Here is a 21,255-nt window from a genome sequence, read left to right on the forward strand (position 1 = left end):
CCGCGGCGCTACAGCCGCACGAGCAGCTCGCGGAGGATGGTGAAGCCCTGCCGGAAGTCCTCCAGCCGCGCCTGCTCGTTGGGCGCGTGGTAGTACGCCATCTCCCCGAAGCCCGTTATCTGCACGTCGCAGCCCTGGCGCTGCAAATCCCTCACGAGCGGCAGCGAGCCGGTGAGCGAGAAGGGCGTGGGCGCCACGCCGCGCACCGCCTGCATCGCGTCCTTGAGCGCCTGGAGCCCCGGCGAGTCCAGCCGGCACGCGATGCCCTCCGTCCCGCTGCCCGGGAAGCGGAAGGACAGCGTGCCGCGCTTGCCCGCCGCGGTGCGCGTGCGCGGGAAGCCGGGGATGGCCTCGTCGCGCTCCAGCCGGGCATCCAGCTCGCGCATGAAGTCCGTCACCGTGCGCTGCATCTCCTTCAAGTCGTAGAAGGGCGTGAGGCGCACGTCGCCGCGCAGCGTGACGTCGGAGGGAATCTTCGTCTCCTTCGCGTTGGGCCCCTCCACCACCGTGGCCTTGAGGCTGGACGAGGAGAGGAAGCCCCACTTCTTCTCGTCCTCGGTGGGCGGGAAGCGCTCGCGGAAGAAGCGCGCCAGCTCCAGCGACGCCGCCATGCCCAGCTCCAGCGCGTTGACGCAGTTCTGCGGCATTCCCGAGTGCCCGCCCACGCCGGTGACTTTCAGCTCCCACAGGGCGATGCCACCGGTGCCCAGCGTGGGGCCGAAGTTGGCGCTGTCCAGCCAGTACACCGGCTGGCCCGCGAGGTCCTTCAGCCGGCCCTGCTCGGCCACGTAGCCCAGGCCCAGGCCGGGCAGGTCCGTGGACTCCTCGTTGGAGATGAGCACCACCTTCAGCGTGCGGCGCGGGCGCTCACCGCGCTCGGCGAGCTGCGCCAGCAAGTCTGTCAGCACCGCCACGTGGCCCAGGCAGTCGGTGACGCCGCGCCCGTAGAGGACGCCGCCGGGCCCCTCCCACAGCGTGAAGGGGCTGCGCTCCCAGCCCTCGCCCTTCTCGTCCGCGGGGACGACGTCGAAGTGCGCGCCCACGAAGCCCAGCGCGCCGGCCGCCGCGTCGCTGCCCTTCACGGTGAGCACCAGGCAGGGGCGGGACTCGTTGCCGGCCGCGGCCAGGGACTCGGCCTGGATGAAGCCGCTCTGGAGGTGCGGGGCCAGCGCGTCCAGCACCACCTGGGCGGCCAGCCGCTCCTCGGGCACCAGGCCCGCAGCGGGGTTGTTCTGCAGCTTCGGCGTCAGGGCGATGAGCCGCCGGAGCACGTCCAGGAAGCGGTCCTCACGAAGGGCGAGCGCGTTCATGGCGGCGGATTGGAGCCGAGCCCCCGCCGGAAGTCACCGGAAACGACGAGGCCGGAGCACCCTGGCGCCTCCGGCCTCGGCGCCGCGTACGAAGTCGGACGGACGCGTCAGGGCACGGGCATGGCGGAGCCGGGCGGCTCGAGCTTCTCCACGCGCTGCTTCAGCGCCGGGTCGTCCGCCACCGCCTCTCCCAGGGTGATGTAGGAGAGCTGGTGCGAGCGACCGCCGGCCGCCGGCTTCACCTCCGCCTCCGACTCCAGCTGCCGCAGGCGGCCCTCCAGCTCGACGATGGTGCGGGACAGGTCCGCGCGCGCCTGCGCGTCCTGGGTGGCATTGAGGCGCTCGTGCGCCTTCAGGAGGTTGCCCTCCACCACCTGGAGCTGCTGCCGCGTCCGCGAGCCCATGCCCAGGTCCACCGAAGGCCCCGGCCCGTCCACGCTCAGCTCCAGCCGCGTCAACTGCCGGCCCAGCTCGCCCGCGGGGAACACGGCCGCGTGGGTGCCCACCCGCTTGCCGATGCCCAGGCCCTTGTTCTCACTGGACTGCACCACGAAGTCCACCGCGTCGTTCGCCAGCAGCGCCAGCTTCATGGCCTCCTGGTAGGGCACCGCCGCCAGCACCACCACCACGTCCACCTTGCGCGCCTGGCGCAGCTTGCGCGCCTCGGCCAGCGCCGCGTCGAGGGGCGCCCGGCCCGTCAGCGCGGGCTCTCCGGCCACGGCGCCCTCGGGCGACACGCCCACCACGCCCACCTTGAGGCCCCCGGCCTCCACCACCGTGGACGCCGCGAAGGGCGCCTTGCCCGCCTTGTCCACCAGGTTGGCGGACAGCAGCTTCAGCTGCTTCTTCGGCCCGCGCGTGGCCTTCTGGAGGTACGCGAGGCCGTGGGACAAGTCCCGCGCGCCCACCGCCATGGCCGCCGTGCCCAGCGCCTCCATCTGCTCCAGCACCAGGTCCGCGCGCTGTTGGACGACTGCGTCATCCTGACGCAACGGCTTGCGGAACAGCGCGTTACCCGCGTCCAGCAACACCACCGGTACGCCCCGCGCACGCTCCGCTTCGACGGCCGTCTTCCGCCGTGCCAGCCCGCCCTGGGGCTCCGCCTTGCAGCCGCACGGCGCTATCTCACCCTGGTTGTCTCCGGTGAAGAGCAACACCAGACGGCGCGGCGCGGCATGGGCTTCCACGGACGTCAGCAGCGATGCGGCCAGCAGCAGCAGGGTGAGTCGGGCCTTCACGTGTCCTCCTCGCGGGGGCGCGAGCCTAGACTTCCGCGCACCTCGAAACAGCCGGGTGGAAAAAAACCCGTATCGAGTCATTCCAGACATACATGTAATCCGGTTTTACTAGTTACTTCTCGCATTGTTTATATTTCCGGATTCATATACAAGACGCGCGTCATTCACCTTGGAGGGTGGACGCATGCGCGGAGTTTTCGGGAAGTCGGCTGTGACTGTTGGTGCCCTGGTGGCGATGGTCGGTTGTGGTCCCGTTGACGAGTCTGAGCTGCAGGCCGGGGAGCCCGTCGAGGAGGCCGCGACGGATACCCGCAAGTGCGGCAACCCGGACCTGGACCCGGAGACGGTGGCGCAGGTGGAGGCGGACTTCGAGGCCCGCCGTGCGCAGCTGGCCCTGGAGGGCCGCGTGACGGCGCAGGCCTTCACGGTGCCGACCTGGTTCCACATCATCCGCACCAGCACGGGCACGGGTGGTGTGACGACGACGCAGATCAACAACCAGCTGGCCGTGCTCAACGCCGCGTACGCGTCCACGGGCGCGACGTTCACGCTGGCGGGCACGACGACCACCAACAACAGCACCTGGTACAGCGCGCAGCCGGGCTCCTCCGGTGAGTCGGCGATGAAGAACACGCTGCGCCGCGGCGGCAAGGAGACCCTGAACTTCTACGTCTCCGCCCCCGGTGGCGGCCTGCTCGGCTGGGCGACCTTCCCCTGGACCAACGCCGCCGGGAAGATGGACGGCGTGGTGGTGCTGAACTCCTCGCTGCCCGGCGGCTCGGCCACCAACTACAACCAGGGCGACACGGGCACCCACGAGGTCGGCCACTGGCTCGGCCTGTACCACACGTTCCAGGGCGGCTGCGCCAGCCCCGGTGACAGCGTGAGCGACACCCCGCCCGAGGCCTCGCCGGCTTCCGGCTGCCCCACGGGCCGTGACACCTGCACGACGGCCGGTCTGGACCCCATCACCAACTTCATGGACTACAGCTACGACTCCTGCATGAACACGTTCAGCGCGGGTCAGCGCACCCGCATGAACAGCATGAAGACGACGTACCGCTAGACCCAAGGGTCCAGCGAACGAGAGTTCCTGGTAGTGAGCGGCGGGTCTCCCACGAAGGTGTGGGGGCCCGCCGTTTCACTTTCCGCGGCGACCGCTCCCCGGGCCGCTTCCCGGCCGTGCGACGAAGGGAAGCCCGCCCCTGGCGCCGGACGGCTTTCGTGGACACCGTGGAGGCAGCCCCATGCGCAAGCCCGACTCCCAGAGAAGGCCTCCCGCCCTGTTCGTGAGGGACCTGGCTCCACCGCCCCGGCCGCCCGAGGTGCAGCGGAGCGCCCAGGTCACCACGATGATGGTGGGTGAGGAAACCGACGTCCCCGACACCCAGCGGTAGCTCCCGGCTCCGTATGCCCGTATCGAAGGCCATGACGGGAGGCGCGCGGGCACGATGACGCGAGGGACACGGACAGGCGCGGTGGCGCTGGTGGGCTCGAGCGAGGACCCCCACATCCGCGAGGTGGCGCGCCGCCTGGGCGCCGAGGGCGTGGAGGCCGTGGTGCTGGACACGCTGGCCTTCCCGGACGAGACGCGGCTGTCGCTCACCGACGACGTGGACGGCATCATCGCGGACGGGCGCCCCCTGGGACGGCCCGCCGCCGTCTACGTGCGCGGCCTGCATGCGGGGCCGCTCGCCTTCGGGGTGGATGCGCAGGAGGCCATGGATGCGGACTGGCGCACCACACTCACGGCCTTCCGCGAGAAGGCCACCCTGTTGATGGGGCTGATGAGCCGGTGGGAGCACCTGGGCGTGCCCATGTACAACCCGCCCTCGTCGGACTGGCTCATGCACAAGCCGGTGCAGCTCAGCGCCCTCAAGGCCGCGGGCCTACCGGTGCCCCGGACGCTGTGGAGCAACGACGCGGAGGCGGTGCGCCGCTTCGCCGCCGGAGGGCGCGTGGCCTACAAGCCCGTCATGGGCGGCGCCGCCACGCGTGAGCTGACCGCCGAGGACCTCACCGACGAGCGGCTCGCCGCGCTGGCCGGCGCGCCCGTCACCTTCCAGGAGCTGCTGCCCGGGGAGGACCTTCGCGTGTACGTGCTGGACGGGGAAGTCATCGCCAGCCTGCGCATCGTCACCTCCGCGCTCGACTTCCGGCAGAACGAGGAGCGCATCGAGCAGGTAGCGCTGCCGCCCGAGGTGGCGCGCGACTGCGTGAAGGCGTGCGAGGTGCTGGGCCTGCGGTGGACGGGGCTGGACTTGAAGCGCGGCGCGGACGGCGTGCCGCGGTTCCTGGAGCTCAACGGCTCCGCCATGTTCCTCGGCTTCGACGCGCGGGCCGGCTCGGACATCGCCGGCCACTTCGTCCGGGCGCTCGCCCGCCATGCGGGGCGCGGGTAGACGCGGCTCAGCTCCAGAGCGCGGCGAGCACCGTGCGCGAGGCCACCCACGCCAGCACGGCCAGCGCCACCACCAGGACCAGGGTGAAGGCCAGGGGGCGGAGCGCACGGGGGTGCATCACCGCGCGCAGCTCGTCGGTGAGGGCGGGGTCGGCGTCCAGGTCATCGTCTCGGCGGGGCTCGGGCGTCATCAGCGCTGCTCCATCTGGTTCTCGACGAGCGAGCGGTAGCGCCCGCCGGGAATGGCGACCAGCTCGTCGTGGGTGCCCTCTTCCACCACGCGGCCCTTGTCGAGGACGACAATCTTGTCCGCGCGGCGCACGGTGGACAGCCGGTGGGCCACGACGACGAGCGTGCGGCCGGCGGCCTCCCGCTGGAGGGCCTCGGTAATCGCGCGCTCCAGCTCCGCGTCCAGGTGGCTGGTGGCCTCGTCGAGGAAGAGCACGCGCGGGTCCCGGTAGATGGCGCGGGCGAGCTGCAGGCGCTGCTCCTCGCCGCCGGACAGGCGCACACCGGCCTCGCCAATCTTCGTCTTCAGCCCGTTGGGCAGCTCCAGGAGCGAGTCCAGGCACGCGGTGCGCGCGGCGTGCAGCAGCCGGTCCGGGTCCGGGGTGTCGTCGCCCAGGGCGATGTTCTCCGCCAGCGTGCCGTCGAAGATGTCCGTCTTCTGGAACACGAAGGCCACCGAGCGGCGCAGGGCCGTGGGGTCGATGGATTCAATTGGCCTGCCGTCATAGAGCACGCGGCCGTGCTGTGGCCGGTAGAGGCCGTACAGCACCTGGGTGAGCGTCGTCTTGCCCGCGCCCGAGCGGCCCACCACCGCCGTCATCTTCCCGGCCGGAATGGTGAAGCTCACGCCGTCCAGCACGGGCGGCTCGTTGGGAGAGCCGTAGCGGAAGGTGACGTCCTCCAGCTTCAGCTCTGGCGCGTGCGTCAGGGCGCCGGTGGCGGGCACCGCGTCGTCGCGCAGCTCGGGCTCGGCGTCGTAGACGATGTCCACGCGGCGCAGGGAGATGAACACGTCCTGGAGCTGGTGGATGAACATCACCAGGTTCTGCATCGGCGCGAGCACCAGGCCGAGGATGGCGAGCGTGGCCACCATCTGGCCGAGCGAGAGCTGGCCCGCGAGCACCAGGTGCGCCTCGTACACGAGGATGCCCACGTACACGGACTGGTTGACGAGCTGCGCGCCGGAGGTGTGCAGCGTGTCGTGCAGCCAGATGCGGCGCCCGGCCTCCACCTCGCGCGCCTGGAGTTTTTCCCAGCGGGCGCGGGCCTGGCGCTCGGCGCCGCACGCCTTGAGCGTCTGGATGCCGCCGAGCATCTGCATCTCCAGGCGGCTGGCGTCCGCGGCCACGCGGAAGCGCTGGTGGTCCAGCACGGTGCGCCGGGGCATGAGCAGCAGCGTCCACACCGTGTAGACAGTGGCGCCCGTCAGGAAGATGCCGAAGACGGTGGCGTCGTAGAGGAAGAGCACCACGCCGTAGCCCACCAGCATGATGAGGTCGAGGAGCACCGAGACGGAGGCGCCCTGGAGGATGCGGCGGATGCGCTGGTGGTCCTCGATGCGCTGGAGCAAGTCACCCCGGTGGCGCCGGGCGAAGAACGACACTGGCAGCGACAACAGGCGCTTCCAGAACTGCGCCAGCAGCAGCACCGAGTAGCCGCTGGACAGCATGAAGAGGCCCGTGCCGCGTGCCACCGTCACCAGCACCTGGGACACCAGCAGCACGCCCAGGCCCACGCCCACGGCGGTCAGCAGCGTCACGTCGCGGCCACCCACCGCCTTGTCCACCAGTCCCTGGATGAGGAAGGGCTGAGTGAGTGCGAGGGCCTGGAGGAGCACCGTGGTGAGCAGCACCTGGAACAGCAGCACGCGGTAGCGCAGCAGGCCCCGGCCGAAGCGGCGCAGGCTGCCGAGGCCCTTCCGTGCGACGGGCGCACCGGGGACCTCGACGGGACGGAAGAGGGCCTCGGTGGGCTCCAGCGTGAGGAGGATGCCGTTCCAGTGGTCTGCCAGCTGCGCGCGCGGGATGCGGCGCAGGCCCAGCGCCGGGTCTCCGATGAGGGCTTCTTTCGGCGTCAGCTTGTAGAGGACGACGAAGTGGTTCTCCTCCCAGTGGAGGATGGCGGGCAGCATGGCGCGGCCCTCCTCGTCATCCAGGTCGGAGAAGTCCTCCACCAGGAAGCCCCGGGCCTTGAAGCCGACCTTCTCCGCGGTGGTGGACAGGTCGAGCAGGGTGACGCCGCCCGTCTGCACATGGGCCAGCTCCTTCAGGAAGGCCAGGTCGTGGCGGCCGCCGTGGTACGCGGAGACCATCTCCAGGCAGGCAGGGCCACAGTCGGCTTCCTCGAGCTGACGGCGGAGCGGGTACGGTTGCAGGACGGTGGCGAGCCGGGAGCGGGACACGGGCAGGTCGGTATCACGGAGGGGTGGTACGGGGCATGGCGGGGCTTCACGGCACGGCCGCTCGGAGCCTCGTCGCGGATACGGGCCGAGACGTCCGATGTGGCAACGCGGCGGAGGCGTACGGGCGGTGGGGCGCCCGGCTGCACAGCAGTCCGTATTGAAATCTACGACCTCAGCCTACGTGACAGGAACCCATTACTCGGGATGGACTTATGGATACTCGTGCACTGCGTTCCAGGGTTCACCGGCGTGTAGCGGCTCGTACTGCCATGGCTGGTGCGAAGTATCAGTCGAGGTGTGAATGAAGTTCTACGAGGTTCGCGAAGACGCGGACACCCAGCACACGGGAACCATCGATGGTGTGAGCCCATGGTGCATTCCCAGCGTCGCGTGCGCGCTGTGCGGTGGGCATGGCGGCCTCGGCGAGGCGTACTCGACGGTGGACCTCTCCGGTTTCCCGGAGCGAGGATTGCTGGAAGAAGCTCGGAGCCTCGAAGAGATATCGCTGGAGACGTACCAGGAACTCTGCGAGCTGCTGCGGCCTCGGGTTCCCGCCGGAGCCCCGCTGGTGCCGGGGACCCAGCTCGGCCCAGTCACCGGGAAGTCCTCGGGGCGCTTCGGCGACTTCTACTTCCAGGCGCCCTGGGCGCTGTGGGCCTCACGTGAAACGCTGGAGAAGCTCCAGGCCTCGGGCATGCGTGGCCTCCACGGCGCTCCGGGAGACCTGCGCTACCGGGGCAAGCACCCGCCGGAGCTGTTCGACCTGGAGATCCAGGTGCGTGGGAGCCTTCATCCCTCGTGTTACCCATCGAGCTGGCAGGCGCCCTGTAGCCGGTGTGGCAGCCATCGGAACAGTTACCCGGCGGAGGCCCCGGTACTGGATGGGACGACCCTGCCAGAAGACGGGGACCTCTTCCGCCTTCGCGAGTTCGAGACCATCATCATCGCGAATGAGCGCTTCGTCGACGCAGTGAAGCGACTCCAGCTCGGCGACATCCTGTTCCGTGAGCTGCTGGTCCGCTGACGTCCCGCAGTCCTGATAGTGCCATGGGAAAAACGGTACTCCTCGGCTGGCCGGTGGGACCACGCTAACGGTGGCCCCTTTACGATTCGTCATCCAAAGCGTCGAGCTGTGTCCGGATGATCTCCCGATAGTGCGGAACGACTTCGACTGCGAGCACATCCATCAGCAGCTTGCGCGCTGCCTCCGTATCACCAGCTTCCTGGCATCGAGCAGAATCTACCAACGCGCGCGACAGGCGACGCGACCCCATGCGAATGCGCTTCGCAATCTCCTTCAGCAGCTCAGCCGCGCTCGCTTCGCTGAGGAGCGCCCGCTCAGCCTCTTCTGGCGTGATGGCAACATCTGACGAAGTGTCCATGAGGAGGGCGCGAACTTCATCCGTGAGCGAGAACGACTGCCCCTGCTCGGTGACGCGACGGTCCAGTTCCCTGATTGCCTCCCAGGCTCGCGGGTCGGGCATACATCTTTCTCCTAGGGACGTGGGTAACACAGTTCGAACGGCCACTGACGCTGGCCCTCACAGTTGCGGAAGCAGGCGTAACAGTCCCCCGACCATCGCGGCTTCTTCTGGCTCTTGCAGAGGACGTAGGTATCGATGCAGTGCTGTCGCCAGCCCTCGTCGGGGTCGTCCTCGGCATCGACGGATGAGAGGGTTGCTGCCGTGGCCGCGGCGGAGCCTGCCGCAAGGATGGCGGCGGCCTCGGATGTCGAGAGCCCGCACGCTTCAGGATTGCCAGGGTGTCGTTGCAGGCAGCATGTCTCGGAGTCCAGGCAGGTGCCCGCAGTGGCGCAACTCATGGTGAGCCCAACAAGAGTCACCACAGCAAGATGGGCTTTCGTAGCTGCCATGGCGCTCATCGTAGGCTGACCCGAACCTCAGTCCACGATGCCGGTCAGAATCCAACACCCGCTGGCCTCATGCCGACTATGGCGACGGAGGCTCCGCCGGCTTCACAGGCGCCACCGCCGCCGCGGGCGCCGGAGCCACGGGCACCACCTGGCTTCCGCCCCCCGCCACCGGCTTCTCCTCCTTCCGCGGCTCCCCCATCTGCTCCAGGTCCTCGCGGTTGTTCAGCGAGAACCGCACCAGCGCGCGGAGGATGCGGTTGCGCTTCACGTTGCCCAGCACCTCGCGCAAGTCCTCGTACACAGTCGGGTCGCTGATGAGCCCGCCCACCGTGCCGTCTCCCTTCGCCACGGTGGACGTAATCTTCTTCAGGTCCGCCGCCGCGCTGCCCAGGTCCGCGAACATGCCGCTCGCGTCGCCGTACACCAGCTGGTGCACCGCCCCGTTCTCGCTCTTCTTCGCGTCCTCGATGAGCCCCGCCAGCTGCCCCGCCGCCGCGCCCAGCTCGCGCAGCGCCGTCGCGCCCTCGTCACCGTAGATGAGCGCGTGCGCCGTGCCGTCACCCGTGCGCACCTCGCGCAGCAGCGCCTCCAGGTGCCCCACCGCGCCGTCCACCCGCTGCGCCGCCTGCGACGTGTTCGCCAGCAGCGTGCGCACCTCGCGCCCCGCCGCCTTGTCGTAGATGAGCGCGTGCAGCACGCCGTCGCCCTTCTCCACCTCTTCCAGCAGCGTCGCGAGGCTCGACAGGCTCCGCGCCACGTCCTTCGCCAGCGCCGGGTCCGCGTACGCCTCCGCCGCCACCCGCAGCGACTTGCTGATGGCCTGCGTGTCCTCCATCACCCGCCCCGCGCTCGACAGCAGCGAGGAGATGTCCCCCCCCGCCGACGACTTCAGCACCCCGCCCGACTCCACCGGCGGCGCCGTGGGACTGCCCAGGGAGATATCCACCGCCTTGTCCCCCAGCACGCCCATGCTCGCCAGCTGCGCCACCGAGTCCGCCCGCACGCGGTCCATGTACTTCGTGGACACCCGGAGCCGCACCTCCAGCCGAGGGTCCTTCGGGTCCTGGGAGAAGTAGATGCCCGTCACCTTCCCCACCTCCAGCCCTCCCAGCCACACGGGAGACTGGTCGTTCAACCCCTGCACGTTGGTGAAGTACGCGCGGTACACCGCCTGCCGCTCGAACAGGCGCGACTCCTGGCCGATGAAGAGCACCACCACGCCCGCCACCGCCAGCCCCATGGCAACGAACAGCCCCGCGCGCAGCGCCAGCCGGCGCTCGCCCGAGGCGGAGGTGAACAGGCTCATGACTCGCCTCCCGGCAGCAGCTCGGCCCGGCGCGCGTCCAGGAAGGCGCGCACCTCCGGCACCGTGGAGCGCCGGATGTCCTCCCGCGTGCCCACCTGGACGATGCGCCGGTTGGCCAGCATCGCCAGCCGGTCTCCCACCGCGAAGGCGCTCACCATGTCGTGCGTCACCACGATGGAGGTGCAGCCGAGCTTCGTCTTCATCGAGTTGATCATCTCGTTGATGGACTGCGTCGTGACGGGGTCCAGCCCCGTGGTGGGCTCGTCCCAGAGGATGACCTCCGGGTTCGTCGCGATGGCCCGAGCCAGCCCCACCCGCTTCTTCATGCCGCCGGACAAGTCGGACGGCTTCAGCGCCTCCGTGCCCGGCAGGTTCACCCACTCCAGCTTCTCCGCCACCCGCTGGCGCACCTCGTCCGCCGGCATGTCCGGGAAGTGCTCGCGCAGCGGATACGCCACGTTCTCCCCCACGCTCAGCGAGTCGAAGAGCGCCGCCCCCTGGAACACCATGGCCACGTGCCGGCGCAGCGGGATGAACTGCTCCTCCGAGAAGCCCGTCAGGTCATGCCCCTGGAAGAGGATGCGCCCCGTGTCCGGCTTCAACAGGCCGATGAGGCAGCGCAGCAGCACGCTCTTGCCCGTGCCCGAGCCCCCCATCACCACCAGCGTCTCCCCCGCGCGCACGTCCAGCTCCACGTCGTCGTAGACGCGCTTGGCGCCGAACGACTTCGTCAGGTGCTCGAAGTGGATGAGCTGCTCGCCCGGCTGGGGCGTGTTGAACTCGAAGGCGGGCGCCTGCTTTCGTCGGGCGGAGCGCATGGCGTCACAGGTACAGCGTCAGCTTGGTGATGAAGAAGTCCGCCAGGCACACCGTGACGGAGGTAATCGCCACCGTCTGCGTGGTGGCGCGGCCCACGCCCTCGGTGCCGCCCTCCACGGTGAGGCCCTTGAAGCAGCCCACCAGCCCGATGATGACGCCGAACACCGCGCCCTTGAACACGCCGGAGACGAAGTCCTCCATGAAGACGGCGGCCAGCGCCCCCTGGAAGAAGAGGTCGAACGTAATCGCATACTGCAGGCGCACCACCAGCGCACCGGCGACCAGGCCGATGACGTCCGCGAAGATGGTGAGCACCGGCATCACCAGCAGGCACGCCAGCACGCGCGGCACCACCAGCTTGCGCAGCGGGTCCGCCCCCAGCGCACGGATGGCGTCCACCTGCTCCGTCACCGTCATGGAGCCCAGCTCCGCGGCGATGCCGCTGCCGATGCGCGCCCCCACCGTGAGCGCGGTGAGCACCGGCGCCAGCTCGCGGAACAGCGTGAGCACCACCACGCGCCCCACCGTGTACTGCACGCCGAAGCGCGCCAGGAAGTAGGCGAACTGCAGCGAGATGACGAGCCCCGCGAAGGTGGCCGTCAGCACCGCAATCGGCAGCGAGCGCACCCCCAGCGACTCCGTGTGGTAGACGAGCGCGCTCCAGTTGTACGGCGGGCGCACCGCGCGGCTGAAGACCTGCCCCGTCATCAGGGCCATGGCCCCCAGCGACGACAGGTGCACCTTCGCGCGCTCCACCAGGCCCGGACGCTCGGCACCGGCCTCCACGGGGGGCGACATCATCTCGCGCGCTCCGCTTCGAAGCCCGCCAGCAGCCCCTCGAAGTCCGCCAGCCGCGCCTCGGCGAGCGCCGGCGGTGCCACATACGAGAAGTCGAACACGCAGTTGTCCTTCTTCAGCACCACCAGCTCCAACTGCACCGGCACCCCATCCAGCTTCGCCAGGAAGCGGCTGCGCAGCGCCTCGCGTCCGGCCAGCGGGACGACCTGCTGCGACACCTCCTGCCGCTCCGTGAAGCCCGCGAGCAGGTGCCGGGTGAGCACGGGCAGCGGCGGGTCGTCATGCCCCTCGCACGTGGCGTTGACGGACAGCGCGCGGCCGGTGCCCTCTTCGGAGAAGGCGAGGTCGTTGCCCTCCAGCCACACCCGGCGCCAGTGCTCGGGCAGCTGGCCCACGCGGTAGCGCACGTCCGGCTTCGTCAGCACGGAGTCCTCGAAGCTCATGCGGCGACAGCCCGCGATGGGCAGGTGCGACAGGAGCAACAGGAGCAGCAACATCGTCCGCGACATGGCACCGTTCTTCGTGTCGGCTCTTCCGGCCCGCTGCGCGAGCAGACATGCGTCACCCGGGCCGCCGCCGCAAGGATTTCCACACCCCGAAACGTCCACTGTCACACCTCGCGCGCCGTATTCCCGCGCCCGCGACAGCCCGTGTCCGTCCGCCCCGTGCCCAATCAGTCGCGGAGGGCCTCCGGGCCAGGGGAGTCCCCCACCCGCGCGCCGGGCCGCATCTTCCTTCCAGCACCCATCCGCGCAGCGTGGCTGCCCGCTCTCCCCCGCGGCGCGGCTTCCGGGTGAGGAGGACACGATGGACGGTGGACTCGCGATATTCGGCTTCGGGCTGTTCCTGATGGGAATCGCCAACCTGTACGCGCGGACGTCCTACTGGATGGCGTGGGTGATGCTCGCCCTGTCGCTGGTGTCCATGGGCATGGCCTTCAGCGAGTCGAAGCGGCTGCGCGAGGTGTCGCTGGGCCTGGGCGTGGCGATGCTGGTGCTGTCGGGCGTGGCGCTGGCCACGGAGACGCCCTGGTGGCTGGCCCTGGGCGCGTTCCTCTTCGCCGTGGCCTACGGCGTGCTGTGGGCGGAGTACCGCTTCCCCTTCTTCGAGCACGTCAGCCCCGAGGAGGCGAAGGCCCACGCCCCCGCGCGGCGCATCCACTGGCCGTGGCAGCGGCGGCGCGTCACTCCGTGACGGCGCTGGGGGCGGGGACCTCCGGGCCGCGCACCGCCACCTGCCCTGCCTGCACGGACAGCCAGAGGGTGTCCTCCGCCGCCGCGCCCCGCACCAGCGAGCCATCCGTGGTGCTGAGGAACACCTGCGCCCCGCTGCGCGCCAGGTAGTCCATCAGGTACGCGTTGCGCTCCGGGTCCAGCTCGCTCGACACGTCGTCCAGCAGCAGCAGCGGCAGGAAGCCCATCGAGGCTTCGAGGTTCTCGATTTCGGCAATCTTCCACCCGAGCACCAGCGCGCGCTGCTGCCCCTGGCTCGCATAGGCCCGCGCGCTGCGCCCGCCCAGCGTCACCGACACGTCGTCCGCGTGCGGCCCCACCGACGTGAAGCCCCGGTCCAAGTCCCGCCGCATGCGCGCGGTGAGCGACTCGCGCAGGCACGCGGCGAGCGCGGCCTCGTCCGCGGTGGCGAAGTCGCCGCCCAGGTGCGCGGGGTGGTAGCCGTACGTGGCCGGGTCCACCGTGCGGCCGATGGACGCGAAGGTGGCCTGCGCCCTGGGCGCCAGCTCCGCCATCAGCGCCCGGCGCCGCGCGTAGATGCGCGCGCCCGCCTTCGCCAGCGTCTCGTCGTACGCCTCCAGGTAGGCGGGCTCCACCGCATTGCCGTCGCGCAGCAGGCGGTTGCGGTTCTTCAGCGCGCGCGCGTACTCGCGGCTCTCGCGCAGGAAGGCCGGGAAGCGGTTGAACACCGCGCGGTCCAGGAAGGCCCGGCGCGCGTCCGGCCCGCCCTTCACCACCTCCAAGTCATCCGGAGTGAAGGCCACCACGGACACGCCGCCGAAGTAGTCCTCCAGGCTGGACGCCTTCTTCCCGTCCACGAAGGCCTGGCGCGTGCCGCCGCCCACCTCGACGGAGATTTCCCGCTCCGCTCCCTTGAGGAGGAAGCGGCCCGTCACCCGCGCGCCCTGCGTGCCCCAGCGCACCAGCTCCGACAGGCGGCCGGCGCGCAGCGGCTTCAGGGTGGCCAGGAAGTAGAGCGCCTCCAGCAGGTTCGTCTTGCCCTGCCCGTTCTGCCCCACGGCAATCGTGGCGTGGGCGCTGGGCGAGAGCTGGACCTGGGGGAGGTTTCGGAAGTCCTGGACTTGGAGCGCGAGGAGGCGCACGGCCCCCTCCGTATAACCTTCTCCGCGCCTCCCGGGGGACCTATCTCACAGCCTGTCCGGGAGACGGGCAGGGGGCTCGCGCGCCCCGTCAGGAGGCGGCCTGCCCCTCGGCGGGTGCGGCATGGGGTGTGAATGGCTGCTCCAGCTCGGACGCCTGGAGCGGCAGCTCCACGATGAAGGTGGCGCCCTCGCCGGGCTGGCTCTCCACGCGGATGGTGCCGCCCATGGCTTCCACCAGCGTGCGCACCACGTACAACCCCAGGCCCAGGCCGCCGTAGTTCCGCTCGGACACGGCGCGCTCGAACTTCTGGAAGATGCGCGCGTGGGCCTCCGGGTCGATGCCGATGCCCTCGTCGCGCACCCACAGCCGCGCGCGCCCGTCCTCCTCCTCCACGTGCACGTGGACGGGCTGCTCCGCGCCGTACTTCAGCGCGTTGGACAGGAGGTTGGACACCACCTGCTCCATCCGCAGCCGGTCCCAGCTGCCCACGCACGACGCCGCGGGCGGCTGGTACTCCAGCACGCACCCGGCCCGCTCGGCCTCGGGGATGAAGCGCGCCACCATCTCCTGCACGAGCGCCCCCAGGTCCACCGGCTCGCGGTGAATCTTCAGCCGCCCGGTGCTGATGCGCGACACGTCCAGCAGCCCGTCGATGAGCTCCGCCAGCCGCGTCACCTGCCGGCGCATCGCCGCCACCTCGCGGCCATGGCGGCGGGCGACGTCGGACTCCGGATTCGCCTCGATGGCGCGGCCGAACGCGTGCAGCCGCAACCCCAGGGACGTCAGCGGCGTCTTCAGCTCATGGCTGGCGACGGAGAGGAACTCGTCGCGCGCGCGGATGGCCTCCTGAAGGTGCCGCTCCACCGTCTTCAGGCGGGTGATGTCCAGGAAGGGCATCACCACCACGGACGGGTGCCCGTGCATGGCGGGCAGCGCCTCCGAATGGACGCTGACCATGTGCTGGCCGGCGTCCGTGTGCCAGACGACCTCCAGCCCGTCCAGCCGCTCGCCCCGGGCCGCGCGGGCGGCGGGCATCTCGTCCGCGCCCAGCCGCCGGCCCGCCGGGTCCGTGATGTGGAACCGCTCGGAGTAGGCGAGCAGGGACTCCTGCTTGGGGATGTGCCCGCCGTGGAGCCGGTCCGCGGCCGCGTTGGAGAAGCTGATGGCGCCGGTGTCCGGCTCCACCATCACCACCGGCATGGGCATCAGGTCCAGCACGGCCTCCAGCCACTTCTGCTGGCTCTCCACCGCCTGCCGCGCCAGCACCTGCTCCGTCACCTCGAAGGCGAACGTCATCAGCCCGTCCACCCGGCCGCGCTCGTCCCGCAGCGGCTCGTAGATGAAGTTCCAGAACTTCGTCTCGACGCGCCCCTCGCCCGTGTAGTCGATGATGAGAGGGAACTCGTTGGCGATGGCCCGCTCCCCCAGCTCCAGCACGCCCAGGTGCAGGCTCACCAGCTCCGGCGAGACGTCCGGAATCGCCTCCTTCAGCGTGCGGCCCAGCAGCTCGCGCCCGCCCATCAGCTTCTGGAGGAGCGGGTTGGCGAACTCGAACCGCAGCTCCTCGCCGCGCAGGACGTTGATGGCCACGGGCGCCTGGGCGAAGAGCTGGTGCAGCTTCTCCCGCTCCACCCGCTCCGCCTCGCGCGCCAGCAGCTCCGCCGTCACGTCCTTGTACGCGATGGCGATGTGGCCCACCTCGGCGCCCGCGGGGGCCAGCGGGAAGCAGCTGCAGGAGATGGCGATGCGGTTCGCATCCTTCACCTGGATGTGCTCGAGCTGCCGCACGTCGTACCAGAAGACCGGCGTCTGCACCGTCTCCCCCGCGAAGGCGCGGCGGAAGTACGGCAGGAACCCGAGCCGCTCCAGGAGCTCGTCGCGGAAGAGGTCGTACTCGGGCGGAGGCTCCGCGCCGAACATCTCCCGGTACGCGGGGTTGATGAGCAGGCAGTGCCCATCCGCGGTGAAGACGGCGTATGGGACTGGCGAGTGCGTGAAGAGCCCTTCCAGCAGGGCGAGCGGGTCCGGCACGGCGGCGAGCTGCTCTCGCAGGGGCCGGGTGCCGGAAGATGCTCGCGAGCGCTCGGCGCTGGCGCGATTCCGCCCCGCTTCGCGCTTCTGCCCCCGGCCCTTGTGCGTCTTCGCCACAACCCAGGGCGTAGCAGATGCCGCGGGCACCTGCCCAGCCCGGGGGGCCGAACGCACCCGCCACCGTCCGCCCGCTGGCCCCGATGACAGGCTGCCTCATGGCATGTGGGTGGCTCGTGCCCGCACCTGCCCTCGCTTCGTACATGGGGCATCCTCGTGCTCGGGCTGGCGTCCCGAGGAGCGCATGCCAGGATGCCGCGCCCATGGCCGAGCCACTGAAGACCTTCTTCAATACCCGACTCGTCGAGCGCCTCGCGACGGCACTGCACGGCGCGTACCCGGCGTTTCCCCGCGACGTGTTCCTGCGTGAGGCCAGCCACGGTCTGGAGGGCCATGAGCTGATTGGCCGGGCGCAGCACATCCGCGACGCGATGCAGCGTGCGCTGCCCGCCGACTATCCGCGCGCGGTGGACATCCTGCTGCGCTCACTGGGGCCGAAGCTGGAGCAGACGGAAGGCTCGGGCATGGAGGTCTTCTTCTACCTCCCCCACACGCAATACGTGGCGGCCCACGGCCTGGAGCACTTCGAGGAGTCCATGCACGCGCTGCATGCCCTCACCCAGCGCTTCACCGCGGAGTTCGCCATCCGCGGCTTCCTGGAGCGCCATCCGGAGAAGACGCTGGCCCGCCTGCGCGAGTGGGCGCGGGACTCGAGCGCCCACGTGCGGCGCCTCGTGTCGGAGGGCACGCGCCCGCGCCTGCCGTGGGCGTCCCGGCTGCGCGCCTTCCAGCAGGACCCGACGCCCGTGCTGGCGCTGCTGGAGCTGCTCAAGGACGACCCGGAGCTGTACGTGCGCCGCTCGGTGGCCAACAACCTCAACGACATCGGCAAGGACCACCCGGAGCTGCTGGTGAAGGTGGCGAAGGCGTGGATGCAGGACGCGACGCCCCAGCGCGAGTGGCTGGTGCGGCACGCGCTGCGCTCGTCCATCAAGCGCGGAGAGCCCGCGGCGCTGGAGGTGCTCGGAGCGGGCAGGCCGTCCGGCATCGAGGTGCGCGCCACGTCGCTGCCCCGGAAGGCCACGCTGGGCGGCACGGTGGAGGTCCGCTTCGAGGTGGCCAACCGCTCGAAGCGGAGTCAGGCGCTGGTGGTGGACCTGGCGGTGTACTTCCAGAAGGCCAGCGGCGAGGCGCGCCCCAAGGTGTTCAAGGTGCGCGCGCTCACGCTGGAGGCCGGCCAGACGGAGGAGGTGGGCAAGCGCGTCTCCTTCGCGCAGCTCACCACGCGGCGCCACTACCCCGGCCCGCACCGCTTCGAGGCCCTGGTCAACGGCCAGGGCATGCCGCTGGGGCAGGTGGACGTGCGTGACTAGCGCTGGGCTCCGTCAGCGGGGGCCGAGCGTCTTCACCAGCTTGTTGTAGACGCCCATCACCAGCAGGGGTGTCACCCACAGGCCGATGAAGCGCGCGGCGCGCTCGCGCCGGCCGAGCTCCAGGCTCAGCGACACGCCCATCGCGCAGAAGCTGGCGAAGAGGAACACGTGCGAGGGCACCTTGGCCGTCTGCTGCTCCAGCAGGCGGGTGAGCGAGTCCTCCTCGTGCTCGGGCCGCACCACCGGGGGTGCCATGTACTCCTTCTCCGAAGCCTCGCTCGCCGGGTTGACGTCCATTCCCATGCTCCCTCCCTGGGCGGGCAGGCAGACCCGCCGCATATCCCCTCCGCCCGGGCCCGGCGGCTCCATGCAGCCTGGCCAGGCGGTCCCCATCATGGTGGGGCCGGACCACGGAAAGGGCGAGATGGCGAGCGCATCAACCGACACGGAAACCCACCAGGCAGGCGAGCTCCTGCTCCCCGAGGACGGGGCGGGTCCCCTCCTGCAACGCGATTACTGGGCGGTCATCAAGGGCTGCGAGCACCCTCCGTCGAAACTCATGGACTGGGTGTCGCGCCGCTTCGCCGAGTTCGCGCCCGCGGAGCTGTGTGTCTTCAAGCGCACGGACGAATCGAAGGAAGGTGAGCCACTGGAGCTGGGCGACGAGCTGTCCGTGAAGATTCAGGGCGCGGGCACCTTCGGCGTGCGCGTCATCCACCGGGACGAACAGAGCCTCACGCTCGCCACCCTGCCCGGCCACCCGGAGGCGGGGCGAATCACCTTCGGGGCTTACCGCAACGACCTGGGCGACGTCATCTTCCACATCCGAAGCCGGGCGCGCTCCGGCTCCACGTTCCACTACGTCGGGTTCGTCACCGCGGGCGAGGCGATGCAGACCAACACCTGGACCGAGTTCGTGCTGCGCGCCGCCGCCACCGCCGGAGAGGGCGTGGTGGGTGCCATCCACGCCGACACCACGGAGCTGGACGACGAGCCGGAAGGTGGCGACCCGGAGCACGGGCCAACGTTCGTTGCGAGGGGAGACTAGGGACATGATTGAATGGCGGTGGCTCTCCGGATGGACGGAGGAGGAGCTGGTGCCCCGGCTCCAGCGGGCACGTGGGTTGGACCGCAACTTTCCGGACCGCTCGGATGAGATGACGCTGGATGCGGGCTGGAGTCAGGTGCGCTCCGAGGGCGTGCTGGGCCGCGAGGCGCAGGGGCCGCCGCGGCCCGACGGCCTCTTCGAGCGCGCGCGGCAGGTGCTGGAGACGTTCGACTTCTCCGACCCGCGCATCGTCCGCTGGCACTTCACCGCCGAGGAGCCCCTGCGCGGCCGCACCGTGCTGCTGGAGCTCAAGTCCCTGGGGCAGAAGCTGCGCTACCTGTGCGCGGTGCGCGTGGGCGGCACGCGGCTGGAGCACGGTGAGAAGTGCAGCATCTACGGCTTCAGCTTCGAGACGCTGTCGGGCCACATCGAGGCCGGGCGGGAGTGGTTCCTGCTGAAGAAGGACCACGAGACAGGCGAGGTGCGCTTCACCATCGAGGCGGCCTGGCGTCCCGGACAGTTCCCCAACTGGTGGAGCCGGCTGGGCTTCACGATGGTGGGCCGCCGCTACCAGCGCGCGTGGCACCGGCTGACGCACGTGCGGCTGCGCGAGCTGACGCGGCGCCGCCCGGACCTGGTGGGCCAGCCGGCGCACAGCGGCCAGTTGGAGCACTCCGGCCATGAGCTGGAACTGGGGCCGGTGCAGTTCTTCGCGCAGCGTGCGCCGGGCCGGCGCAAGACGCAGGTGGACGAGGAGGTGGAAGCCGTGACTCGAGGACAATGGTTGACCCCGTTGGGGCTCGGCGTGCTCGCCGGGATGCGGAGCATGAGCGCGCCCGCGCTGGTGAGCCGGCGGCTGTCGCAGGACCCGGGCGCGAAGCAGGACCCGCTGTCGGACGCGCTGTCCAAGCCGTGGGTGCCGCGCGTGCTGGGGCTGCTGGCGCTGGGTGAGCTGGTGGTGGACAAGCTGCCGAAGACGCCCGCGCGGGTGAAGCTGGTGCCGCTGGCGGGGCGGGTGCTCACGGGCGTGGTGGCGGCGGCCTCGTCGGTGGCGGGCCAGCGGCGCGCCGTGGTGGCCCTGGCGGGAGTGCTGGGCGGCGCGGCGGCGGTAGCGTCGGCGTGGGCGTTCTACTCACTGCGCACCGTGGCCACGAAGCGGCTCGGCGTTCCCAACATGGCGGCGGCGGTGACCGAGGATGCCCTGGTGGCGGCCCTGGCCTCGCGGCTGATGCCGGTGGTGGAGGCGCGCGCGGAGTAGAACTCGCGGAAGGTTCTCCGGCGGCGAGGCGCTGTGGCCCCGCTGCTCGGGGCGAGGCGGCCGGGTGGGCCAGGTGCGGGGTGTCGGCGGCGCGGCCCGCGCTGGTGCGCGCATCGTGGACCGGCGCCGCGGACGCTGGGAAGGTACTCTCTTCGCGTCCGCCTTCGGACGCTCGAAGGGAGCTGACCATGAAGAGTGCTTCCGATGACTGCGCCCGGCGATGCGAGTCCTTCCGGTTGGGGATGCTCGCCGCCGTGGCGGTCCTCGCGCTGCCCGGTATCGCAGCCGCCCAGGCGTATGAGGGCAAGGCGTGTACGGCGAAGGGGAGCCTTTCCCTGAAGGGGCTCCAGACCGGCGCGAGTCTCAGCGGCGGCTTCTCGCATGGCCTCACGGGAGATTTCTCCGATTGGGCGTCGACGACGCTGCTGCCAAAGGGCAAGCCTCCCGCCTGCAAGGACTGTCCGCCCGAGGCCGAGGACGACCTGCGCGTGCGGGAGATGTCCCTCCACGAGTGGACCTGCGGCTACTCGGCCGAGAAGGCGATGGACGGCAAGCCGGACACGGCCTGGTGCGAGGGTGCGAAGGGAACGGGCGTGGGCGAGGTGCTGGTGGTCCGGGTGGAGCAGCCGGGCCAGCCCGTGAGCATCTGGGCGGGCTTCGGCAAGTCGGCGCAGCTCCATGCGGCGAATGCCCGGCCGCGCAAGGTCCGGCTCGCGGTGCTGCAGGCTCGGAGCGCTTCGGCGAGCCAGTCGAGCATCGGCTACGGCGGGCTCACGGTGGCGGCCACCGGTGAGGCGGAGCTGAAGGACGTCAACGGCTACCAGGAGCTGAAGCTCCCCGCGTACAAGCCCGACCCCGAGGCCGCTGGCACGTTCGTCGCCATCGAGGTGCTGTCCGTCCATCCGGGCAAGAAGTTCACGGACCTGTGCATCAGCGAGGTCCGCGCTTCGGACAAGCCCTGACACCGGAGGGCTCGGTCCTCGCGAGCCCGAGCCGG

At 70.5% G+C, this 21,255-nt stretch carries 21 protein-coding genes; 9 read left to right on the forward strand and 12 right to left on the reverse strand.

Translation table 11 applies throughout. From position 1 onward, the window contains the following. Positions 1–8 precede the first annotated feature (8 nt). Positions 9–1,310 (reverse strand): M20/M25/M40 family metallo-hydrolase, encoded by a 1,302-nt coding sequence (locus LXT23_RS05205; protein ID WP_253978947.1) that lies wholly within the window; start codon positions 1,308–1,310, stop codon positions 9–11. 107 nt (positions 1,311–1,417) lie between these two features. Continuing rightward, positions 1,418–2,548: a bifunctional UDP-sugar hydrolase/5'-nucleotidase gene (locus LXT23_RS05210; protein WP_253978948.1), complete on the reverse strand. Its 1,131-nt coding sequence runs from the start codon at positions 2,546–2,548 to the stop codon at positions 1,418–1,420. 211 nt (positions 2,549–2,759) lie between these two features. Here LXT23_RS05210 and LXT23_RS05215 point away from each other — a divergent pair, with 211 nt between their 5' ends. From LXT23_RS05215 to LXT23_RS05225, 3 genes are all read left to right on the forward strand, one after another. After that, positions 2,760–3,614, forward strand: a complete 855-nt coding sequence (locus LXT23_RS05215) for a zinc metalloprotease (protein WP_253978949.1) — start codon at positions 2,760–2,762, stop codon at positions 3,612–3,614. 181 nt (positions 3,615–3,795) lie between these two features. Further along, a complete protein-coding gene (locus LXT23_RS05220; protein ID WP_253978950.1) occupies positions 3,796–3,945 on the forward strand; it encodes a hypothetical protein in 150 nt (49 codons plus the stop codon). A 54-nt stretch (positions 3,946–3,999) separates the two neighbouring features. Next, the gene (locus tag LXT23_RS05225) at positions 4,000–4,950 is read left to right on the forward strand and encodes an ATP-grasp domain-containing protein (RefSeq protein ID WP_253978951.1); all 951 of its coding nucleotides are present in this window, start codon (positions 4,000–4,002) and stop codon (positions 4,948–4,950) included. A 7-nt stretch (positions 4,951–4,957) separates the two neighbouring features. Here the strand turns inward: LXT23_RS05225 and LXT23_RS05230 are convergent, their stop codons facing one another. Both LXT23_RS05230 and LXT23_RS05235 read right to left on the reverse strand, forming a co-directional pair. Further along, positions 4,958–5,140 carry a hypothetical protein gene (locus LXT23_RS05230; protein WP_253978952.1) on the reverse strand — a complete coding sequence of 61 codons (183 nt, stop codon included), beginning with the start codon at positions 5,138–5,140 and terminating at the stop codon, positions 4,958–4,960. Next, complete coding sequence (locus LXT23_RS05235; RefSeq protein WP_253978953.1) at positions 5,140–7,359, reverse strand: peptidase domain-containing ABC transporter; 2,220 nt, start codon at positions 7,357–7,359, stop codon at positions 5,140–5,142. The genes LXT23_RS05230 and LXT23_RS05235 overlap by 1 nt, the downstream gene beginning before the upstream one ends. A 301-nt stretch (positions 7,360–7,660) precedes the next feature. On the opposite strand from LXT23_RS05235, the gene sitI6 reads away from it, so the two are divergent. After that, positions 7,661–8,383 carry a SitI6 family double-CXXCG motif immunity protein gene (gene sitI6, locus LXT23_RS05240; RefSeq protein ID WP_253978954.1) on the forward strand — a complete coding sequence of 241 codons (723 nt, stop codon included), beginning with the start codon at positions 7,661–7,663 and terminating at the stop codon, positions 8,381–8,383. A 79-nt stretch (positions 8,384–8,462) separates the two neighbouring features. On the opposite strand, the gene LXT23_RS05245 is transcribed toward sitI6, so the two are convergent. The 5 genes from LXT23_RS05245 to LXT23_RS05265 form a co-directional block, all read right to left on the reverse strand. Then, positions 8,463–8,843, reverse strand: coding sequence for a DUSAM domain-containing protein (locus LXT23_RS05245; protein WP_253978955.1), 381 nt, complete (start codon positions 8,841–8,843; stop codon positions 8,463–8,465). Between the two features lie 465 nt (positions 8,844–9,308). Next, on the reverse strand, positions 9,309–10,538 hold the full coding sequence (locus LXT23_RS05250; protein WP_253978956.1) for an MlaD family protein: 1,230 nt from the start codon (positions 10,536–10,538) through the stop codon (positions 9,309–9,311). After that, on the reverse strand, positions 10,535–11,356 hold the full coding sequence (locus tag LXT23_RS05255; protein WP_253978957.1) for an ABC transporter ATP-binding protein: 822 nt from the start codon (positions 11,354–11,356) through the stop codon (positions 10,535–10,537). The genes LXT23_RS05250 and LXT23_RS05255 overlap by 4 nt, the downstream gene beginning before the upstream one ends. Positions 11,357–11,360: 4 nt before the next feature. Beyond that, positions 11,361–12,155, reverse strand: a complete 795-nt coding sequence (locus LXT23_RS05260) for an MlaE family ABC transporter permease (protein WP_253979529.1) — start codon at positions 12,153–12,155, stop codon at positions 11,361–11,363. Continuing rightward, the gene (locus LXT23_RS05265; RefSeq protein ID WP_253978958.1) at positions 12,155–12,664 is read right to left on the reverse strand and encodes a hypothetical protein; all 510 of its coding nucleotides are present in this window, start codon (positions 12,662–12,664) and stop codon (positions 12,155–12,157) included. The genes LXT23_RS05260 and LXT23_RS05265 overlap by 1 nt, the downstream gene beginning before the upstream one ends. Before the next feature lie 298 nt (positions 12,665–12,962). On the opposite strand from LXT23_RS05265, the gene LXT23_RS05270 reads away from it, so the two are divergent. Further along, positions 12,963–13,349 carry a hypothetical protein gene (locus tag LXT23_RS05270; RefSeq protein ID WP_253978959.1) on the forward strand — a complete coding sequence of 129 codons (387 nt, stop codon included), beginning with the start codon at positions 12,963–12,965 and terminating at the stop codon, positions 13,347–13,349. On the opposite strand, the gene recF is transcribed toward LXT23_RS05270, so the two are convergent. Beyond that, on the reverse strand, positions 13,339–14,490 hold the full coding sequence (gene recF / locus LXT23_RS05275; RefSeq protein WP_253978960.1) for a DNA replication/repair protein RecF: 1,152 nt from the start codon (positions 14,488–14,490) through the stop codon (positions 13,339–13,341). The two genes, LXT23_RS05270 and recF, sit on opposite strands and share 11 nt — an antisense overlap. 88 nt (positions 14,491–14,578) lie before the next feature. Continuing rightward, positions 14,579–16,639: a sensor histidine kinase gene (locus tag LXT23_RS05280; protein ID WP_253978961.1), complete on the reverse strand. Its 2,061-nt coding sequence runs from the start codon at positions 16,637–16,639 to the stop codon at positions 14,579–14,581. 203 nt (positions 16,640–16,842) lie between these two features. Here LXT23_RS05280 and LXT23_RS05285 point away from each other — a divergent pair, with 203 nt between their 5' ends. Further along, positions 16,843–17,952, forward strand: coding sequence for a DNA alkylation repair protein (locus LXT23_RS05285; RefSeq protein WP_253978962.1), 1,110 nt, complete (start codon positions 16,843–16,845; stop codon positions 17,950–17,952). Between the two features lie 12 nt (positions 17,953–17,964). On the opposite strand, the gene LXT23_RS05290 is transcribed toward LXT23_RS05285, so the two are convergent. After that, a complete protein-coding gene (locus LXT23_RS05290) occupies positions 17,965–18,255 on the reverse strand; it encodes a hypothetical protein (protein WP_253978963.1) in 291 nt (96 codons plus the stop codon). Positions 18,256–18,376: 121 nt separating this feature from the next. Between LXT23_RS05290 and LXT23_RS05295 the strand changes: the two genes are divergently transcribed. The 3 genes from LXT23_RS05295 to LXT23_RS05305 all read left to right on the forward strand — a co-directional run bounded on the left by LXT23_RS05295 (position 18,377) and on the right by LXT23_RS05305 (position 21,220). Then, positions 18,377–19,000 (forward strand): DUF1990 family protein, encoded by a 624-nt coding sequence (locus LXT23_RS05295; RefSeq protein WP_253978964.1) that lies wholly within the window; start codon positions 18,377–18,379, stop codon positions 18,998–19,000. A gap of 4 nt (positions 19,001–19,004) precedes the next feature. Further along, positions 19,005–20,258: a DUF1990 family protein gene (locus tag LXT23_RS05300; RefSeq protein WP_253978965.1), complete on the forward strand. Its 1,254-nt coding sequence runs from the start codon at positions 19,005–19,007 to the stop codon at positions 20,256–20,258. A gap of 188 nt (positions 20,259–20,446) precedes the next feature. Next, complete coding sequence (locus LXT23_RS05305) at positions 20,447–21,220, forward strand: NADase-type glycan-binding domain-containing protein (RefSeq protein WP_253978966.1); 774 nt, start codon at positions 20,447–20,449, stop codon at positions 21,218–21,220. Positions 21,221–21,255 lie beyond the last annotated feature (35 nt).

This window comes from Pyxidicoccus xibeiensis (genome assembly GCF_024198175.1).
In the GTDB taxonomy this organism is placed as follows: Bacteria; Myxococcota; Myxococcia; order Myxococcales; family Myxococcaceae; genus Myxococcus; species Myxococcus xibeiensis.

What these genes read in the sequence shown, in the direction of transcription:
- LXT23_RS05285 (WP_253978962.1), top strand. Translation starts at nt 16,843, where the DNA reads ATGGCCGAGCCACTGAAGACCTTCTTCAATACCCGACTCGTCGAGCGC.
- LXT23_RS05270 (WP_253978959.1), top strand. Translation starts at nt 12,963, where the DNA reads ATGGACGGTGGACTCGCGATATTCGGCTTCGGGCTGTTCCTGATGGGA.
- LXT23_RS05300 (WP_253978965.1), top strand. Translation starts at nt 19,005, where the DNA reads ATGATTGAATGGCGGTGGCTCTCCGGATGGACGGAGGAGGAGCTGGTG.
- LXT23_RS05250 (WP_253978956.1), bottom strand. Translation starts at nt 10,538, where the DNA reads ATGAGCCTGTTCACCTCCGCCTCGGGCGAGCGCCGGCTGGCGCTGCGC.
- LXT23_RS05265 (WP_253978958.1), bottom strand. Translation starts at nt 12,664, where the DNA reads ATGTCGCGGACGATGTTGCTGCTCCTGTTGCTCCTGTCGCACCTGCCC.
- LXT23_RS05290 (WP_253978963.1), bottom strand. Translation starts at nt 18,255, where the DNA reads ATGGGAATGGACGTCAACCCGGCGAGCGAGGCTTCGGAGAAGGAGTAC.
- LXT23_RS05220 (WP_253978950.1), top strand. Translation starts at nt 3,796, where the DNA reads ATGCGCAAGCCCGACTCCCAGAGAAGGCCTCCCGCCCTGTTCGTGAGG.
- LXT23_RS05205 (WP_253978947.1), bottom strand. Translation starts at nt 1,310, where the DNA reads ATGAACGCGCTCGCCCTTCGTGAGGACCGCTTCCTGGACGTGCTCCGG.
- LXT23_RS05225 (WP_253978951.1), top strand. Translation starts at nt 4,000, where the DNA reads ATGACGCGAGGGACACGGACAGGCGCGGTGGCGCTGGTGGGCTCGAGC.
- LXT23_RS05305 (WP_253978966.1), top strand. Translation starts at nt 20,447, where the DNA reads ATGAAGAGTGCTTCCGATGACTGCGCCCGGCGATGCGAGTCCTTCCGG.
- LXT23_RS05260 (WP_253979529.1), bottom strand. Translation starts at nt 12,155, where the DNA reads ATGTCGCCCCCCGTGGAGGCCGGTGCCGAGCGTCCGGGCCTGGTGGAG.
- sitI6 (WP_253978954.1), top strand. Translation starts at nt 7,661, where the DNA reads ATGAAGTTCTACGAGGTTCGCGAAGACGCGGACACCCAGCACACGGGA.
- LXT23_RS05295 (WP_253978964.1), top strand. Translation starts at nt 18,377, where the DNA reads ATGGCGAGCGCATCAACCGACACGGAAACCCACCAGGCAGGCGAGCTC.
- LXT23_RS05245 (WP_253978955.1), bottom strand. Translation starts at nt 8,843, where the DNA reads ATGCCCGACCCGCGAGCCTGGGAGGCAATCAGGGAACTGGACCGTCGC.
- LXT23_RS05230 (WP_253978952.1), bottom strand. Translation starts at nt 5,140, where the DNA reads ATGACGCCCGAGCCCCGCCGAGACGATGACCTGGACGCCGACCCCGCC.
- LXT23_RS05255 (WP_253978957.1), bottom strand. Translation starts at nt 11,356, where the DNA reads ATGCGCTCCGCCCGACGAAAGCAGGCGCCCGCCTTCGAGTTCAACACG.